Here is a 17,531-nt window from a genome sequence, read left to right as displayed (position 1 = left end):
TGTGCGGCGCACGCATGGCCAATTGACGTATCCGCTGGTGGATGCACGAGCGCGTGAGTAGAAATTTAAAGTCGGTGCATAAAAGTACTTGCCAAGCAGTGTGGCGCTCCATATAATCTCGTTTCTTCAGGCTCGTAGCTCAGCTGGTTAGAGCACCACCTTGACATGGTGGGGGTCGTTGGTTCGAGTCCAATCGAGCCTACCAACGAAAGAGAAATTCCGGCTTTGCCGGGGTTTCGCAAGCTGCAGTAAGCGCCTTTGGCGCAAAAGGCGAATACGGTTATGACACCGCGAACGTTGACCGAGACTACTTCGGAGCGACGCTAGTCGAGGACCACTTTCGCCACTGTAGTTAGCAGGAAATGTGAATGCGGCCCGCTCGAAAGCGGGGCCGCATTTTTTTTGTTTTTTTGACCTGGTTGTATGTGCCACCGCCGGTCGGCACCTCGGAGAACGCAATGGTTTCGATACGTCTGCCTGACGGTTCTGTTCGACAGTACGAGCATCCGGTGACCGTCGCCGAAGTGGCCGCCTCGATCGGCCCCGGCCTCGCGAAAGCCGCGCTTGGCGGCAAGATCGACGGTGAACTGGTCGATACATCTACGCTGATCGATCACGACGTGGCGTTGGCCATCGTCACCGAGAAAGACGCGGACGGTCTCGATATCATCCGTCACTCCACCGCGCACTTGCTCGCATACGCGGTGAAGGATCTCTACCCGGAAGCGCAGGTCACCATCGGCCCGGTCATCGACAACGGTTTCTACTACGACTTCGCATACAACCGTCCCTTCACGCCGGAAGATCTCGAGAAGATCGAAAAGCGCATGCAGGAACTCGCGAAGAAAGACGAACCCGTTTCGCGCCGCGTAGTGTCGCGCGACGAAGCGGTGGACTACTTCAAGAGCATCGGCGAAAAGTACAAGGCCGAGATCATCGAATCGATTCCCGCTACCGACGACATCAAGCTGTACTCGCATGGCAGCTTCACCGATCTGTGCCGCGGTCCGCACGTGCCGTCCACCGGCAAGCTGAAAGTATTCAAGCTGATGAAGGTCGCGGGGGCCTACTGGCGCGGCGATTCGAAGAACGAACAATTGCAGCGCATCTACGGTACGGCCTGGACGAAGAAGGAAGACCAGGAAGCGTATCTGCACATGCTCGAAGAAGCGGAGAAGCGCGATCACCGCAAGCTCGGCAAGCAACTCGATCTGTTCCACATGCAGGACGAGTCGCCGGGCATGGTGTTCTGGCATCCGCGCGGCTGGACGCTGTGGCAGCAGGTCGAGCAGTACATGCGCCGTCGCGTGAACGACGCGGGTTACCTCGAAATCAAGACGCCCATGATCATGGACCGTTCGCTTTGGGAAGCATCGGGCCATTGGCAGAACTATCGTGAAAACATGTTCACGACGGAATCGGAAAAGCGCGACTACGCGATCAAGCCGATGAACTGCCCTGGTCACGTGCAGGTGTTCAATCACGGTCTGCGCTCGTACCGCGATCTGCCGTTGCGTTACGCCGAGTTTGGTTCGTGCCACCGCAATGAATCGTCCGGCGCGCTGCACGGTCTGATGCGCGTGCGCGGTTTCGTGCAGGACGACGCGCACATTTTCTGTACCGAAGACCAGTTCATCAGCGAATCGATCGCGTTCAATACGCTGGCGATGAGCGTCTACAAGGATTTTGGCTTCGACAATGTCGAGATCAAGCTATCGCTGCGCCCGGACGCGCGTGCCGGCACGGATGAGACCTGGGATCGCGCGGAGCAGGGTCTGCGCGAGGCGCTGACGGCCTGCGGCGTGACGTGGGAAGAGTTGCCGGGCGAGGGCGCGTTCTACGGCCCGAAGGTCGAATACCACATCAAGGACGCGCTTGGCCGCTCGTGGCAATGCGGTACGCTGCAGCTCGATATGGTGCTGCCGGAGCGTCTGGGCGCGGAATACGTTGCCGAAGACAACAGCCGCCGTCGCCCGATCATGCTGCACCGGGCAATCGTCGGATCAATGGAGCGGTTCCTCGGCATTCTGATCGAGCACCATGCTGGTGCAATGCCCGCATGGCTTGCGCCGATGCAGGTCGTAGTGATGAATATCGCGGAAAGTCAGGCGGAATATGCGCGTTCTTTAGCCCAATCGTTGCAAAAACAAGGGGTTAGAGTAGAGGCGGATTTGCGCAACGAGAAGATTAGCTATAAAATACGCGAGCACACGCTGGAAAAGGTGCCGTACCTGCTTGTGGTCGGCGACAAAGAGCGTGAAGCCCAAACGGTAGCCGTGCGTGCCCGTGGTGGTGTCGATCTGGGTGTGATGCCCCCCGACACCTTCATTGAGCGTCTGCGCCAGGATGTGCAGTCGTTCAATTGAGCCACTTGGCAGCCCGGCTCGTTTTTTTAAATTTTAGAGGAAACGTAACATCGCTACTGATAAGTCTGCGCACCGCATCAACGGTGAAATTACGGCACCCGAGGTGCGTCTGGTCGGCGTCGAGAACGAACCGCTCGGCATCGTGAAACTCGCTGATGCGTTCCGCATGTCGGAACAGCAAGACGTGGATCTGGTCGAAATCGCTCCGCAAGCGGTTCCGCCGGTTTGCCGCTTGATGGACTACGGCAAGTTCAAGTACTCGGAAGCGAAGAAGCAACACGAGGCCAAGCTGAAGCAGAAGATCGTCCAGGTCAAGGAAGTCAAATTCCGCCCGGGCACTGATGACGGCGACTACAACGTCAAACTGCGCAACCTCATCCGCTTCCTTGACGACGGCGACAAGACGAAAATCACGTTGCGTTTCCGTGGCCGCGAAATGGCTCACCAGGAAATCGGTATGCGCATGCTCGAGCGCCTGCGCACGGACCTCGACGAAGTCGGTCAGGTCGAGCAGATGCCGAAAATGGAAGGGCGCCAGATGATCATGGTGCTCGCTCCGAAGAAAAAGAAGTAAGCGATCAGCGCTGCGGCGCACCGTGTGGTGCGCGCTCTGGTTGTGAGTGAAGTTTGAAACGATGCGGCGCCGGGTGTCCGGTGCCGCCTCAGCAGGTTTCGGAACGACGCGTGTACAATGCGCGTCGCTTCCCGAAAAGCGGCTGCCGGCAGTTCAGGCGGTCTGCATACCAAGTGGAGTGGGTTTCGAAGGGCGGGTAATGGCCAATGGCTGACCGCACACCCATATCCATCTAATAATGGAGTTGTCATGCCGAAGATGAAGACCAAGAAGAGTGCTGCAAAGCGCTTCGTGGTGCGTCCGGGCGGTACCGTCAAGCGCGGTCAAGCCTTCAAGCGCCACATTCTTACCAAGAAGACCACCAAGAACAAACGCCATTTGCGCGGTTCGACGGCAGTTCATGATGCAGATATGAACTCCGTGCGCGCAATGCTGCCGTTCGCTTAACCCTTAACCGAAACTCATAGGAGCAAGACATGCCTCGAGTAAAACGTGGGGTTACCGCACGGGCCCGTCACAAGAAGATCATCAAGCTGGCCAAGGGTTACCGCGGCCGTCGCAATAACGTCTATCGCATCGCCAAGCAGGCGGTCATGCGCGCAGGCCAATACGCCTACCGCGATCGCCGCAACAAGAAGCGTGTGTTCCGTGCATTGTGGATCACGCGTATCAACGCGGCGGTGCGTCAGCACGACATGACGTACAGCGTGTTCATCAACGGCCTGAAGAAGGCTTCGATCGAACTCGACCGCAAGGTGCTGGCCGACATGGCTGTGTTCGACAAGGCTGCTTTTGCTGCGATCGTTCAGCAGGTGAAAGCCGCCGTTGCAGCCTGATTGCGCTTCTGGCAATTAATACTGCGTGGTTCGTTGCAGCGAAGATCCGGTAGTCTCGGTGACGCTGCAGCAAAAACGGGGCTCCTCACCGAGCCCCGTTTTTGTTGGTAGAACCAGTTTTGCTTCGATTGAACACTGACGTTGAAATGATGGGATCAATGGATCTGGACCAGATTGTCGCCGACGCGCAAAAAGCCTTCGCAGAAGCCTCCGACGTCACCACCCTCGAGAACGAGAAAGCGCGCTTTCTCGGCAAATCGGGTGCGCTGACCGAACTGTTGAAGGGCCTTGGCAAACTCGACCCCGAAACGCGCAAGACCGAAGGCGCACGGATCAACCTCGTCAAGCAACAAGTGGAAGCCGCGTTGACGGCCCGCCGTCAGGCGCTGGCCGACGTGCTGCTGAACCAGCGCCTCGCGGCTGAAGCCATCGACGTCACGCTGCCGGGCCGCGGCATCGGCGCAGGCAGTCTGCACCCGGTGATGCGCACGTGGGAGCGCGTCGAACAGATTTTCCGTACGATCGGATTCGACGTGGCCGACGGCCCCGAAATCGAAACCGACTGGTACAACTTCACCTCGCTGAACAGCCCGGAAAATCATCCGGCGCGTTCCATGCAGGACACCTTCTACGTCGACGGCAAAGATGCCGACGGCCGCCAACTGCTGCTGCGCACGCACACCAGCCCGATGCAGGTTCGCTATGCGCGCACCAACACGCCGCCTATCAAGGTGATCGTGCCGGGCCGCACGTACCGTGTGGACAGCGACGCGACGCATTCGCCAATGTTCAACCAGGTTGAAGGCCTGTGGATCGACGAGAACATCAGCTTCGCGGACCTGAAGGGCGTCTACACCGACTTTCTCAAGAAATTCTTCGAGCGCGACGACATTCTCGTGCGCTTCCGTCCGTCGTATTTTCCGTTCACCGAACCGTCGGCCGAGATCGACATGTTGTTCGAAACGGGCAAGAACGCCGGCAAATGGCTCGAAATTTCGGGCTCGGGCCAGGTTCATCCCACGGTGATCCGCAACATGGGCCTCGACCCGGAGCGTTACATCGGCTTTGCTTTCGGCAGCGGCCTCGAGCGGCTCACCATGTTGCGTTATGGCGTGCAAGACCTGCGTCTGTTCTTCGAAAACGACCTGCGTTTCCTGCGTCAATTCGCCTGAACCGGCGCGTACGAACGCGACAAGCATAGAGCGCGGCAAGGCACACAGTGCTTGCCGCGTGCAGCGTCCCCGGCAGTGTCCGATGAGTGGCATCGCATGAACATCGCGCCGAGTCAAAACATTGCCGGACGTGGACCTAACCTGATCAGAACGTACACAGAACCATGCAATTCCCGGAATCCTGGCTGAGAACCTTTGTCGATCCGCAACTGACAACCGACGAACTGTCGCACGCGTTGACGATGGCCGGTCTCGAAGTCGAAGACCTGCGGCCGGCCGCGCCGCCGACCTCGAAGATCGTCGTCGGCCAGGTGCTGGAAGTCGTCAAGCACCCGGACGCGGACAAGCTCAACGTGTGTCAGGTCGACGCCGGCACGGGCGCGACGCTGAACATCGTGTGCGGTGCGCCGAACGTGGCGCCCGGCATCAAGGTGCCGGTCGCGCTGGTGGGCGCGCAACTGCCGCCCGCTGAAGAAGGCGGCGCGCCTTTCGCGATCAAGCTCTCGAAGCTGCGCGGCGTGGAAAGCCAGGGCATGCTGTGCTCGGCACGCGAACTGAAGCTCTCCGAAGATCATAGCGGCCTGCTGATCCTGCCGGAAGATACGCCGATCGGCCAGGACATCCGCGAAACGCTCAATCTCGACGACGCCGTGTTCGAGATCAAGCTGACGCCGAACAAGGCGGATTGCCTGTCGGTGTTCGGCGTGGCGCGCGAGACCTCGGCGATCACCGGCGCGCCGCTGCACCCGCTCGTGATCAAGCCGGTTGAAGTGAAGCTCAACGAGACGCTGCCCGTCAAAATCTCGGCGCCGGATCTGTGCGGCCGTTTCTCGGGCCGCGTGATTCGCGGCGTGAACGCGCGCGCCAAGTCGCCGCAGTGGATGGTCGAGCGTCTGGAGCGTTCGGGCCAGCGCAGCATCTCCGCGCTGGTCGATATCTCGAACTATGTGATGCTCGAACTGGGCCGTCCGTCGCACGTGTTCGATCTGGACAAGATCCACGGCGGCATGGACGTGCGTTGGGGCCGCACGGGCGAGACGCTCAAGCTGCTGAACGGCAACACCGTCGAACTGGATGAAACGGTCGGCGTGATCGCCGACGAGCAGCACATCGAAAGTCTCGCGGGCATCATGGGCGGCGACAGCACGGCCGTCACGCTCGACACCACCAACATCTATCTCGAAGCCGCCTTCTGGTGGCCCGACAGCATTCGTGGCCGCTCGCGCAAGTACAACTTCTCGACCGATGCAGGCCATCGCTTCGAACGCGGCGTCGACTATGCGACCACCGTCGAGCATATCGAACGCATCACGCAACTGATCCTCGACATTTGCGGCGGCGCAGCCGGCCCGGTCGACGATCAGATCGTCAACGTGCCGAAGCGCGAGCCCGTGAAGATGCGTGTTTCGCGTGCGAACCGCATCATCGGCATCAAGATCGACGCGGACGAAATCGCGCAGATTTTCACGCGCCTCGGCCTGTCGTTCGAGCGCAGTGAAGACACGTTCTCGGTGATGCCGCCGTCGTATCGCTTCGATATCGAAATCGAAGAAGACCTGATCGAAGAAGTGGCGCGCATCTACGGCTTCGAAAGAATTCCGGCGCGTCCGCCGGTCGCGACCAGCGAAATGCGCGCGACCAATGAGACGCAGCGTTCGATCCACGAGCTCCGTCACGCGCTCGCGGCGCGCGACTACGCGGAGACGGTGAACTTCAGTTTCGTCGACGCCGAGTGGGAACAGGACTTCGCCGGCAACGACAAGCCGGTACGTCTGCTGAATCCGATTGCAAGCCACTTGTCGGTGATGCGCACGACTCTGTTCGGCAGCCTGATCCACGTGCTGCGTACGAATCTGAACCGTCGCACGGCGGATCGCGTACGCGTGTTCGAAGCCGGCCGCGTGTTCCTGCACGATCCGTCGATCAAGGCCGGTGAGCTCACGGTCGAAGGCTTCGCGCAGCCGAAGATGATCGGCGTCCTCGCGTACGGTCCCGCGCTCGAAGAGCAGTGGGGCGCGGCGACGCGCACGGTCGACTACTTCGACGTGAAGGGCGACCTGGAAGCCGTGCTGGCGCCGGCCGTCGCCCGCTTCGTCAAAGCGGAACATCCGGCGTTGCATCCGGGACGTAGCGCGCGTATCGAACTGAATGGCCGCGCAGTCGGCTGGATTGGCGAATTGCATCCGCGCTGGATGCAAAAATATGATTTACCGCATGCACCGATTCTGTTTGAAATCGAAGCGGAAGCATTAATGCAGCGCGTATTGCCCATTCCGTCTGAAGTGTCTAAATTTCAGCCGGTGCGTCGTGATATTGCGGTCGTCGTCGATCAGAAAATCGAGGTCCAGGCACTGCTGGACGAGCTCCAGAAGGCCCAGTCCGAACCCGCCTGCAAGACGGTTCAGAAGGTTGTGCTTTTCGACGAATTCCGTCCAAAATCAAACACTTCCGGTGGTCTGGGCGCTCACGAGAAAAGCCTTGCGTTCCGTGTGACCTTGCAAGATACTGGCGGAACCCTTCAGGATGAAACGGTCGATCTGGCTATTCATACTCTGGTGGAACGTCTGGCTCGAGTATATGGCGCACGGTTGCGCGGATAACCCGCATTTAACAATTGCACGGCTGTATCCGCATCCATTGTTTTCCGCTTGGCGCGCCATTTGATAGATATGAATGAAATGAACTCGAGTGATTTCGAAGCCCTTCTTACGGCGCAGCGTAGCGCCATGATGCGCGAAATTCCGACATCATCCGCCGTCGTTTCCACTGAAACGCCGACGCTCACCAAGGCGGAACTTGCTGAGTTGCTGTTCGACAATGTCGGGCTCAACAAGCGGGAAGCGAAAGACATGGTCGAAGCGTTTTTCGAGGTGATCCGCGACGCGCTGGAGAGTGGCGACAGCGTGAAGCTGTCGGGCTTCGGCAACTTCCAGTTGCGCGACAAACCCCAGCGTCCCGGCAGAAACCCGAAGACCGGCGAGGCGATTCCAATCGCCGCGCGTCGCGTTGTAACGTTCCATGCAAGTCAAAAGCTGAAAGCACTGGTTGAGAACGGCGCTGACGCGAGCTTCACGCGCTAATCGACTGGCGCGTTCCTGCGCAACCCACCACGACGGCTAACTGACGATGACAGCGACGATCGAAAAAGTCGTCTTGCCTCCGATTCCGGCGAAGCGTTACTTCACGATTGGTGAGGTCAGCGAACTATGCGGCGTGAAACCGCATGTCTTGCGCTACTGGGAACAGGAGTTCACGCAGTTGAGGCCGGTCAAGCGGCGTGGCAACCGTCGCTACTACCAGCACCACGAGGTGCTGTTGATCCGGCGGATTCGCGAGTTGTTGTACGAGCAGGGCTTCACGATCAACGGCGCGCGCAACCGGCTCGATTCACATGGCGGTGGAGCGCACGGTGCGCCGGGCGATGTGATCGAGGAAGGCGAGGGCGCAGTGGTGCCGGCGGCAACCACAGCTGCCACCACGGTAGACGTCGAGCAGTTGCGTAAGGAATTGCTGCACGTAATCGATTTGTTGGGGCACTAGTCGCCTTTGTTAACAGAAGGCGGTTCTAATCGAATGAAGTGTCTGTTATAATTTTTAGCTGTTCGGGGCGTAGCGCAGCCTGGTAGCGTACCTGCATGGGGTGCAGGTGGTCGGAGGTTCAAATCCTCTCGCCCCGACCAAAGAAATCAATGGGTTACAAGCTTCGGCCTGTAATCCATTTTTCATTTCTGGCTATCGTGTCCGAATAGTGTCCGAAAAATCTGAAACTCGCGGATCGAGCGGCCAACGAAAAAATGCGCACGGTGGGGCGCATTTGTGGCGGTGGCGAACGACGATATTCAACGCGATAAAATGGAAGTCCGTCCACCCGGTACGCGCAAAGGTGAGCGGGTTTGCTTAGCAAACGCCGGTCTCGCTCGCCAGTTGCGCGACGCCTGACCGGTCGCCTACCGTCGGACCCTGCCGCCCCGAAGGGGTTGCCGCAGGCACCGCGATGACGGCGGCGGCGACTTATACTCAGAGGACATGTCGCCTCACAATTCCCCTTCCTTCTGCATCCGCGCAATCGTCGGCTTCACGGATTCCAGCAGTTCGCCGAAGCGGCTTTCGTAAAAGTGCGGCGCGACCTCGCGTTGCGCGACTACGTTCGTGATGTTCTTCGCGAATTTCAAACCATCTTTCGTGACCGCCCAAAATGGCCGGACGCCACTCGGATAGCGCTTTGTCTGAGTGGTCGGACGCGTCCGGCGCATGACGACCCCAGCGGCTTGCAGCACCAAGTAGAACTTAATCGCACCCATTTTCACTTGGTGCTTTTGAAGCAGGGCTGAGAGCGAGGCCGTTTCTTCAGCCGCCCCGGAATTCCAATCGGCTGGTTCGTCGGAAGCTGTGGCGGGCAGAAGCCTGCGACTGACGCCGTACTCATCTGCCAAGCGTTGTGCCGAGAGCAGCCGTGCTGACTGGCTCAAATTGAGCAGCGTCGCCGTCATCGTGACAATGGCCGTTGCCGCCTCGACCGACCCGCGCTGGCTCGGCAGGTGCTTCGCCTTCGGTGCGGCAATCACGGGCGGCGCGGAATAGGAACCAGTCCGGCGAATGCTCGGCAGCACCCGCGATACGACCCAATCTTCGAAGCGCTCGGCGGCGGGCAGCTTCGATTTAAAGACCAAGCGATACAGGTCGCGCTCAGAAACCAGTTTGATGTGTCGAACCTGGCCCGCCATTTCGGCGGGGTAGGTCGTCGCCGCCTTGCAGTGGGCGCGAATAGCCTTGTCCGTATCGGCATAGCCGAGAACTTCCGCCACGTCCTTCGCAACGAACCAGGGCTCGCCGTCGATGACGATGACGCGCACGGCATTCATATCGAACACGAACCCGCGCATGTCGGGGGCGGCATTGTCGCGAACCATCAGCACATCGGTGGCTTGGGCGACTTCATTTTTCGTGAATTGGTCCATGGTGATTCTCTCTGAAAGAGTTTACGCGCCTTCGGTTTCGCGGTGCTCAGGCTCTTTGTCGGCTACAGGACATGGAATGTAGATAAGTCGTACTAAAGGATGGATTGGATCAACCAGCTTGGGATCAGGTCGGCTGTACTGTGTTAATCGGTCGTGCCGTCGTCGGCTGGCGACGCGTTGGCGGCTTTGGAGGTCTGGACATATGCCAAGGGGTCCGCCTTCCATTTCTCAAGCTCAGAGCGCCAAACGCCGCTCCCACGGTCGCAGATTTGAATCAGGCGCGGAAGCTTTCCGGCGCGCGAGCGGCGGCGCACCGTCGCTGGCGTCAGTCCGATTTCCTTCGCTACCTGACGGACAAGAACTATCACGTCAGGGGTTTTGGGATTCAGGTCGATCACGGCTCACTCCGTTTCGTTGGTTGGTAGGCTGATCTTAAAGACCGCTTTTGCAGCTAAAGCGCTGCGTTTTCCTAACTCGTTTCGGGGTATCTGCATTTTTTTCTGCGGCATGGCGGCGCGGAAATCGCACTCTTGTGCATCGGCGCGTGCTGTGCGGAATCCCTTGCTGGCGCGCTTTCCGCCGTTAAATACCTCACGTTGTGACATAGATATGCTGATAATAAGACATTGAATACAAAGGATATTTTCCTGATGGATGGATTGCGTTCAATTGGGGAGCTTGGTTTAATGACGATGCTTTATCAAACCGCAATGGACAAAACGAGATGACCAAGCAGACGAGTTTCAAGGCTGGGCGCGGAACCAAGTGGGATGCTGTCACGGTTGCGAAGCGTGCCGTGGAGAGCTTCGACGCGGAGGCGGCAACCCGTTCCGCTGAACACAAATTTTCGGCGGGCTGCGAGCGCTACAAGGAGTCTAGCGGCATCGATTTCATCGATACTGATTGCCCGAAATTTCGCCACGCGACCCGCACGTTGTGTGAGGCACTTCAGGACGCGCGCCGCGCCAAGTACAACGCCGCGCGTCGCCTTGCAACCGCAGTGCGCAACTACAAACACATCGCCTAAGGGGGAACCAATGAACAAAATGATCTTCGTGGGCTCGTTGGCTAGCGACTCTGATCGCTTCATGGCGATTTACCGGATTCGCTCGCGTGAGCGCAACGAGTTCGAATATCTCGCCGAAGGCCGCAAGTCGTGCCGCGCAGACAAGTCGATCCCGTCAGTAAGCGGCGGCGCTGTAGCCGATATCGATGCGGGCGGTTCGGGTGATGGCGGAACCCCTGCCGCTGCACCGGGTGGTGACGACGATGACGGCGACGGTGGTGAGTCCGACCCCGACGGACGACGCCGCTATCAGAACCGCGCCGGCCGCCGCCATCCCGCCAAAGAAACGCGTCTCCTGTCATCGTCAAACCCGCCACGCTTCCTGCGTCTGCCGGAAGTCATGCGCCGCACGGGTTATGGCCGCTCTAGCATCTATGCCTACGTCCATGCCGGGACCTTCCCAGCGCCGGTAAAGATCGGTGCTCGCGCAATCGCCTGGGTCGAGTCGTCGGTGCTTGATTGGATGGCCGACCGCATCGCTGCTCATTCGGATGCGGCGTGAGCCACCGGCACGGCGGGAAGACGACGTGAACTATTACCCCCACCACATCGGTGACTTCGACCGCGCGACTCGCCATCTGACGCGCATCGAACGATCTGTCTATCGCGACCTAATCGAGGTCTACTACGATACGGAACAGCAACTTACGCTCGACGTTAATGCGCTGTGCCGCAAAGTCATCGCTCGCAGCGAGGATGAGCGCGAGGCCGTTAACCAGATATTGGCCGAGTTTTTCACGAAGACCGCCGTCGGCTGGCATCACTCCCGCTGCGAAAAGGAAATCGCGGTCTACCGCGTGAAGGCTGAAATTGCCAAGGAAAACGGGAAAAAGGGTGGCCGTCCTCGCAAGTCGCATAGCGATGAACCTGGCGCGCCGGGCGACCCGGGGAAAACCAAACCGAAAGTGAACGGAAACCAAGAAAAACCCAGCGGGTTTCAATCCGGTTCCTATCAGGAACCCAGCGGCTACCCAGCGGAAACCGGATCGAAAGCTAACCAACAACCAGTAACCAATAACCAAAAGGTCAAAAGCATTGTCGAGTTGGCACTCGACCAGACTGGTGAGTTGTTCGATGAACACGCAGAGGAAAAACCCGAAGAAGCCGAGTCCGATCCTACGGACGGTCTCGGTGCGCCTTCCGAATCGAAGGCATCAGAATCTGCGGACATCGAGGGTGTCTTCGAGTATTGGCGGAAGTCCATGAATACGCCAAAGTCGAAGCTCGACGACAAGCGCCGTGGCGTCATCCGTCGCGCGCTGAAGGCTGGCTACTCACCGCGCGATCTTTGCCGTGCTATTCAGGGGTGCAGTCTGACGCCGTACAACCAGGGCGATAACGACCGAGGCCAGAAGTACCTCGGCATTCAGGTCTGCCTGAAAGACGCGGATCAGATTGACCGATTCATTGCGAATGCGAAAAGTCCGCCCGCTCCTTCCCCGAAGAGGAATGGCGGCGGCGCGTGGTGGCTGTCCGATGCGTCTGCGCTCGTAATGGCGAACGAAGTCGGCGTTGGTCCGGCGCTTTCCGGCGAATCGAAAGAGACGTGGCACGCCCGCATCCATACGGCTATCGACAACGGCGGCAAGCCGCCTGCGTCGGGTCCGTTGTCAGTTACCCCGATGGGCGTTGCGCAGTCTTGCGGAGAGGTGCGTACCGGCCCGTCTGACCTATCGCGCGGAACAATGGCCGGGGTCAAGGCGCTCCTCAAATCGAAAGGTATCGGAGGCGGGATTGCAACATGACCCGTCGAAGCCCGAATGCAGGCCCGCTGACGGCTTTGCGATGCCTCGCCAATGCGCGGTTCATCCAAGGTGCGTCGAGGCCGATAGAGGACGTTTCACCGCGTCCGGGCAACTCATCAATTTAGGAAAACTAACAACATTTAGGAAAGTAATGAAAGACCACCACAAACCGCCGCCCGGAATCGCGGCAGACCTTCGCCGCCTTCGGCATGCGAGGGCAGTCTTGCACGCCGTCGAGCAGCGCACGCGGGCACACCGCGACGGACGGACCGACAATGCTGCCGATGTGGCAAAACGCCTTGCCGCGAATCATGGCGTCCGCATCGCCGTGGGGAAGTTCATCGACGGCGGCCCGCATGAGTGACCGTTCGAAAAAAATGACACCTCGGTTCGCTAAACGCGCCGCCCGAATGCGCGCCATTTGCGAGCGGCACGGATTGAAGCCACTTGCTGAAGATCGTGTACAGGAAATCTTCGAAGCCCACACGGCAAAGCGCGGCGACGTCTTTCTAACCACGCGCGCGCTGTACGCCGATTGTCGATCCGTTACCGATGCCGCACGGATGCTTGGGATGCGGCGCTCGGCCCTGTTCGAATGGCTTCAAGAGGCGGGATGGCTACATCGGGTTGAAGGCGGCGGCTGGCGCGCCACGCGCAAAGCGGTAGACGCCGAATGGGCTGTGCAACGCGGTCCCGTCGAAAGCTCGTGGCCGCAAATCACACTGGCGGGCGTTCAGGAAATCTCGCGCCGCTTCAACGTTGACGACCCCGACACCTGACCGGCACCGCTCGAATTTTTATACACGTACGCGCGGGCGCGCACGCGTGAGAGCGAATAGCAACCGTTGCGGTGTGCGCCGCCCAGCGTCGCGAGGTTGTGTTTCAACCCCCGCTATTGCAGTCATGTGGCATCGCAGCGGCGGCGCGGATTCGTGTTCCAGGTGGCCCTGACCTGCCCTGGAATTTTCGGACCAGCTCAAACTTGAGAGAATGGCTTCCAACGGAGAAAGGAAGTCATGAAAAAGAGCCGGTTTTCCGACGGGCAGATGGTCACGATCCTGCGTGAGGCAGACAAGGCGCCGGTCGCCGAGGTCGCAAAGAAGCATGGGATCAGCGAGCAGTCGATCTACAACTGGCGCCAGCATTTTGGCGGCCTCGAAGCAGCCGACGTTAAACGGCTCAAGCAGTTGGAGCAGGAGAACGCCAGACTGAAGAAGATACTGGCGGAGCGGGATCTCGAGCTGGACGTAATGAAAGAGATCAACGGAAAAAAGTGGTGAGCGCGCCCGCGCGACGCCAGCAGGCCGCCTACGCGAAAGCGCGGGGCCTGTCTGAGCGACGTGCGTGCGCGCTGATGTCGGTCGCACGGTCGGCGTTGAATTACGAATCGAAGCTTGCTGAACGGGACGCACCGGTGCTTGCCGCAATGAGCATTCTGTCGGCGCAATATCCGCGCTACGGCTACCGTCGCATCCAGATCTTCCTGGGGCGCCAGGGTCACGGGATGTGCGCGGACCGGGCATGGCGGCTGTGGCGCCTGGCAGGCCTGCAGGTGCCGCGCAAGCGCCCGCGCCGGCGGGTGTCGGTTCGTCGCCCACGGCCGCAGCCGGCGACGGCGGCCCGGCACGTCTGGGCATACGACTTCGTATTCGACGCCTGCGCCAACGGCCAGCAACTTAAGTGTCTGACTGTGATCGATGAGTACACACGTGAGTGCCTGGCGCTTGACGTTGCGGGATCGATCCGGTCGAAGCGCGTCATCGAAGTCCTGTCACAACTGGCCAGCGTTCACGGTGCGCCACGCTACCTGCGCTCAGATAACGGCCCGGAATTCGTATCACGGGCCATCCTGAAGTGGGCTGCCGAAAACGGCATGGAAATGGCGCTCAGCGATCCCGGAAAGCCGTGGCAGAACGGCGCGGACGAGAGTTTTAACGGCAAATTCCGTGACGAATGCCTGAGCCTTGAATGGTTTCGGACACGCGCCGAAGCGAAGGTAGTGATCGAGCAGTGGCGGCGCCACTACAATGCGATTCGACCACATTCAAGTCTGGCATACCTGACGCCCGACGAGTTCAAGCAGCAGTATTGTTCAACTGAAGCAACCGAGGCCGTTCCCCAAGACTGAAATGGCCTGAAGAAATCAGGCAGGTCAGTCCCTACGGCGGGCGGCGAACATCTGGCAATCGCCTGGTCTAGGAGCGCGAGGGGTTTAGTAAGGCCAGTAGATCGTCAACCGCATTGACAGCCTGAGTTGCAGTGCTTTTGGCCATAACCTTTCCTTCGTGTATTGCATCGTTTCGGGGTTCCACCACCTGTTGATGAAGGTCAATGTCCGGCAACGAGATAGCGAGTTTGCGCGCAAGTGCAAGCCGCCCTCCAAGTGTCCGGTGCTTACGCTCCTTTAGACACTTTTCGGGGTCGTCGCCAAGCTCGTTACACCGCTTCACGATGGCTTTCGTAAGTACCACTTCTGCTGCGGTGGCCGAATCGATCACCGCCTTACGGTAATCCGCCGTTCGCAGCGCCCGATACGCATCCAGCTGGAGCGAATATTCCAGCGATGGCCGCACATTGGATGAACACAGGCTACATATCTGTTTCAGTTGCGCCAGGTTCAGATATGGGTCTCCGGGCGTGGTGGTGATGGTGACATGAATATTGTCGTCGTAAGCCCAAGCATGTTTGCCGTCTGCATCCCAGTAGAACATGTGCAGTCCAGAAACTTCGCCCGTGACTTCGACAACGCGAGTTCGTCTTTGCTTGGTGATCAACTCCAAAAAATCATTGAATGTTGATCGCCACTGCATGAACGCATCACGGATTTGATTTCCGGTGGACTTCAGTTCCGAATCCGGAACCACGAATTCGAGCAGCACACAGGTAACGTTGGCGTACCCGGCTGGATAACGCGTCGGCCGTCCCCACCAGAAAGGTTCGCTACCGCGTTTCCAGTCTTTCGCTGTCTGGGGGGGGACCAAAGGCATGCTCAGGGGGTCGCTTTCAGTGGGCGACCACTCCGGCAGAGCGGGAAACTCAATGGTCCCCTGCACCCCACCAATAGAAATCACTTCCCGATGTCCTAGCACGTCACGCGCGCATGCGATCGCTTCTTCGAAGCCTACGATCCCGTAGACGGTGCGTGTGGAAGTAGCCAGAGACGGTTTTATGGTCATTGTGATTATGTCGCGTAACGCCGGTAGGCGAGGATTCTACGCGATGCACGAAGCCGGTCATTGGCGACGCGATGGCTACGTGATCGTCGCGCAGCCTCGCCGCAATTTACGGCCCGGCTCATATATCGCTGGCAGGATAGGTCCATTTCAGGAATAGGTGTTCGTTGATCTGGGGCGACCGTTTGGATCACAGCGAGGCCTCACCCACCGAAGACTGAGCGACTGTCATACTATGGGCGCAAGTATGAAGCTCGCTGAGCGAAGCAGATTGCGCATTCCTTGTCGTGCGCTATGTCGAGATTTTCACTTACGTGAACTGCCGCCGACCCTGACGACCTGAATCCATGAGAAAACCCACCACGCGTCCGCCTAAGCCGACGCGTCGCAAGTTGATCCGCCCGACGGACGAAGAAGAAGCCGCAATCCAGCGCGGCATCGCCGCCGACCCGGATAACCCGGAGTGGACCGCCCAGGATTTCGCGCAGGCGCGCCCGTTCGCTCAGGTGATGCGCGAGCGCAGGCCCGCGTCATTCTGGTTTCGGCTCAAGCACTCGCGCAGCGCGCGCCTGCGCGCGAAGTTTGCCGCTGAGTGCAGGCGTGAACCCCTGTCGAGCGTGGGCGACCCGAGCGAAGCCGAGATCATGGATTTTCTGGAAGCCGCCGCCGATACCCGCGACGGGGACCCATGAAAAAGCCCGCCACTCGTCCGTCGAAGCCCACACCTGAGCCGCGCCCGCGACGTTTCACCATCGCCGAAGAAATCGCGATCATGTGGGTAAGCGGTTGATGGTTGGCGGCGAGCCAAAGCTGCGCGAAAGAAGCCCCGCACTTCGCCGCCGTCGTTAAAGAGGCGCGCGAACGAATCGCGGCACAAAGGCATCCGGAATAGGATGGGCGTTACCACGCTTGCCGTGTTCGAACTGATGCACGAGGTTTCAATAACCCTGGCTCTTAGTCCGCGCATTTTCGCCCAGTGCGGGCCATCAAGAGATGGTGTGGCTAGGATTAATCGAATTCCGGTCGAGAGCAGTAATTTGGGTAATGCACGGAAAGCAATCTCTCAACATATTCCGCAGTCCCCTCGTACACCAGTTTTTGAATGGACATATTAGGTAGATTGGTTCTTAGCCAGATCAACTTCAGCTTGAGTTCTTCGGGAAACTGAGTGCTGAAGGGACGTTTAACACGCGGATGGGCTCCTCCCCAAGGAGTCGCATTCTCTGGCGGGGTCACGGCTTCTCCACCGGCTTCACGAACGTCAGATTCGGGACTGAGGTCAAGGTCCTTCTGTCCATCATCCTCCGATTGACCGGAATCTTTCTTAAACATCGGGTATTGCTTCATGGGGTCGGTCGAAGTTGGGGGAACGCCATTATCCACAATTGCCGCGACGAAACAACTAAATAAATCGTGCTTTTTAAAAAGTATTGGTATGCCTATAATTTATATCGCTACCGATATTAAAATCGGGCTCCTTCGTGAAAAAATATCGGGATTACGATGGTATAACATTGAATAGTAGATCAAATCGATTCGGTGCTCAGGCGATTTCCGGGATGGAGCGCGTTTAATGACGGACCACGGCTTGAAAACCAGCGGCGCTCGGTTATACTGCGGTCGTGCCTGAAACAACAGGCA

At 58.8% G+C, this 17,531-nt stretch carries 20 protein-coding genes and 2 tRNA genes; 17 read left to right on the top strand and 5 right to left on the bottom strand.

The features are described from left to right. Window positions 1–128: 128 nt before the first annotated feature. From B0G81_RS19455 to B0G81_RS19405, 10 genes are all read left to right on the top strand, one after another. A tRNA-Val gene (locus B0G81_RS19455) sits at window positions 129–205 on the top strand. Between the two features lie 253 nt (window positions 206–458). Beyond that, complete coding sequence (gene thrS / locus B0G81_RS19445; protein WP_134138043.1) at window positions 459–2,366, top strand: threonine--tRNA ligase; 1,908 nt, start codon at window positions 459–461, stop codon at window positions 2,364–2,366. A gap of 49 nt (window positions 2,367–2,415) precedes the next feature. Further along, window positions 2,416–2,940, top strand: a complete 525-nt coding sequence (gene infC, locus B0G81_RS19440) for a translation initiation factor IF-3 (protein WP_074263967.1) — start codon at window positions 2,416–2,418, stop codon at window positions 2,938–2,940. Between the two features lie 249 nt (window positions 2,941–3,189). Next, window positions 3,190–3,387, top strand: coding sequence for a 50S ribosomal protein L35 (gene rpmI / locus B0G81_RS19435; protein WP_012433738.1), 198 nt, complete (start codon window positions 3,190–3,192; stop codon window positions 3,385–3,387). A gap of 29 nt (window positions 3,388–3,416) precedes the next feature. After that, on the top strand, window positions 3,417–3,776 hold the full coding sequence (gene rplT, locus B0G81_RS19430) for a 50S ribosomal protein L20 (protein WP_006052502.1): 360 nt from the start codon (window positions 3,417–3,419) through the stop codon (window positions 3,774–3,776). A 158-nt stretch (window positions 3,777–3,934) separates the two neighbouring features. Continuing rightward, a complete protein-coding gene (gene pheS, locus B0G81_RS19425) occupies window positions 3,935–4,948 on the top strand; it encodes a phenylalanine--tRNA ligase subunit alpha (RefSeq protein ID WP_166679037.1) in 1,014 nt (337 codons plus the stop codon). Between the two features lie 164 nt (window positions 4,949–5,112). After that, a complete protein-coding gene (gene pheT / locus B0G81_RS19420) occupies window positions 5,113–7,548 on the top strand; it encodes a phenylalanine--tRNA ligase subunit beta (protein ID WP_134138042.1) in 2,436 nt (811 codons plus the stop codon). 69 nt (window positions 7,549–7,617) lie between these two features. Then, the gene (locus B0G81_RS19415) at window positions 7,618–8,028 is read left to right on the top strand and encodes an integration host factor subunit alpha (RefSeq protein WP_134138041.1); all 411 of its coding nucleotides are present in this window, start codon (window positions 7,618–7,620) and stop codon (window positions 8,026–8,028) included. 46 nt (window positions 8,029–8,074) lie between these two features. Continuing rightward, window positions 8,075–8,488, top strand: a complete 414-nt coding sequence (locus B0G81_RS19410) for a MerR family transcriptional regulator (protein WP_134138040.1) — start codon at window positions 8,075–8,077, stop codon at window positions 8,486–8,488. Between the two features lie 63 nt (window positions 8,489–8,551). Next, a tRNA-Pro gene (locus tag B0G81_RS19405) sits at window positions 8,552–8,628 on the top strand. A gap of 354 nt (window positions 8,629–8,982) precedes the next feature. Here the strand turns inward: B0G81_RS19405 and B0G81_RS19400 are convergent. The 3 genes from B0G81_RS19400 to B0G81_RS19390 all read right to left on the bottom strand — a co-directional run bounded on the left by B0G81_RS19400 (window position 8,983) and on the right by B0G81_RS19390 (window position 10,511). Further along, window positions 8,983–9,906 (bottom strand): BRO family protein, encoded by a 924-nt coding sequence (locus B0G81_RS19400; RefSeq protein WP_134138039.1) that lies wholly within the window; start codon window positions 9,904–9,906, stop codon window positions 8,983–8,985. 143 nt (window positions 9,907–10,049) lie between these two features. Then, window positions 10,050–10,304, bottom strand: a complete 255-nt coding sequence (locus B0G81_RS19395) for a hypothetical protein (RefSeq protein WP_134138038.1) — start codon at window positions 10,302–10,304, stop codon at window positions 10,050–10,052. 3 nt (window positions 10,305–10,307) lie between these two features. Continuing rightward, window positions 10,308–10,511, bottom strand: coding sequence for a hypothetical protein (locus B0G81_RS19390; RefSeq protein ID WP_134138037.1), 204 nt, complete (start codon window positions 10,509–10,511; stop codon window positions 10,308–10,310). Between the two features lie 119 nt (window positions 10,512–10,630). Between B0G81_RS19390 and B0G81_RS19385 the strand changes: the two genes are divergently transcribed. The 6 genes from B0G81_RS19385 to B0G81_RS19365 all read left to right on the top strand — a co-directional run bounded on the left by B0G81_RS19385 (window position 10,631) and on the right by B0G81_RS19365 (window position 14,845). Beyond that, window positions 10,631–10,933 (top strand): hypothetical protein, encoded by a 303-nt coding sequence (locus tag B0G81_RS19385; RefSeq protein WP_166679036.1) that lies wholly within the window; start codon window positions 10,631–10,633, stop codon window positions 10,931–10,933. Window positions 10,934–10,943: 10 nt separating this feature from the next. Further along, complete coding sequence (locus tag B0G81_RS19380; protein ID WP_243856545.1) at window positions 10,944–11,474, top strand: AlpA family transcriptional regulator; 531 nt, start codon at window positions 10,944–10,946, stop codon at window positions 11,472–11,474. 25 nt (window positions 11,475–11,499) lie between these two features. After that, a complete protein-coding gene (locus B0G81_RS19375; RefSeq protein WP_134138035.1) occupies window positions 11,500–12,717 on the top strand; it encodes a YdaU family protein in 1,218 nt (405 codons plus the stop codon). 151 nt (window positions 12,718–12,868) lie between these two features. Continuing rightward, a complete protein-coding gene (locus B0G81_RS43725) occupies window positions 12,869–13,081 on the top strand; it encodes a hypothetical protein (protein WP_166679035.1) in 213 nt (70 codons plus the stop codon). Further along, window positions 13,074–13,496: a phage antirepressor KilAC domain-containing protein gene (locus tag B0G81_RS19370; protein WP_166679034.1), complete on the top strand. Its 423-nt coding sequence runs from the start codon at window positions 13,074–13,076 to the stop codon at window positions 13,494–13,496. The genes B0G81_RS43725 and B0G81_RS19370 overlap by 8 nt, the downstream gene beginning before the upstream one ends. Window positions 13,497–13,733: 237 nt before the next feature. Continuing rightward, window positions 13,734–14,845 (top strand): IS3 family transposase gene (locus tag B0G81_RS19365; protein WP_134138033.1). Its coding sequence is split into 2 segments (ribosomal slippage): window positions 13,734–13,983 and window positions 13,983–14,845, totalling 1,113 coding nucleotides; the frame shifts between segments, so codons are not numbered across the junction. Between the two features lie 67 nt (window positions 14,846–14,912). On the opposite strand, the gene B0G81_RS19360 is transcribed toward B0G81_RS19365, so the two are convergent. Next, window positions 14,913–15,893, bottom strand: coding sequence for a hypothetical protein (locus tag B0G81_RS19360; RefSeq protein WP_134138032.1), 981 nt, complete (start codon window positions 15,891–15,893; stop codon window positions 14,913–14,915). A 344-nt stretch (window positions 15,894–16,237) separates the two neighbouring features. Here B0G81_RS19360 and B0G81_RS19355 point away from each other — a divergent pair, with 344 nt between their 5' ends. After that, window positions 16,238–16,582 (top strand): antitoxin MazE-like protein, encoded by a 345-nt coding sequence (locus tag B0G81_RS19355; RefSeq protein WP_208328544.1) that lies wholly within the window; start codon window positions 16,238–16,240, stop codon window positions 16,580–16,582. Window positions 16,583–16,898: 316 nt separating this feature from the next. On the opposite strand, the gene B0G81_RS19350 is transcribed toward B0G81_RS19355, so the two are convergent. Then, window positions 16,899–17,237: a hypothetical protein gene (locus tag B0G81_RS19350; protein WP_134138030.1), complete on the bottom strand. Its 339-nt coding sequence runs from the start codon at window positions 17,235–17,237 to the stop codon at window positions 16,899–16,901. Between the last annotated feature and the right edge of the window lie 294 nt (window positions 17,238–17,531).

Origin of the sequence: Paraburkholderia sp. BL6665CI2N2 (assembly GCF_004366535.1) — a bacterium.
GTDB lineage: Bacteria > Pseudomonadota > Gammaproteobacteria > Burkholderiales > Burkholderiaceae > Paraburkholderia.
The sequence above is the reverse complement of the archived record's forward strand: the minus strand, read 5'-3'. Positions and strand labels throughout refer to the sequence as shown.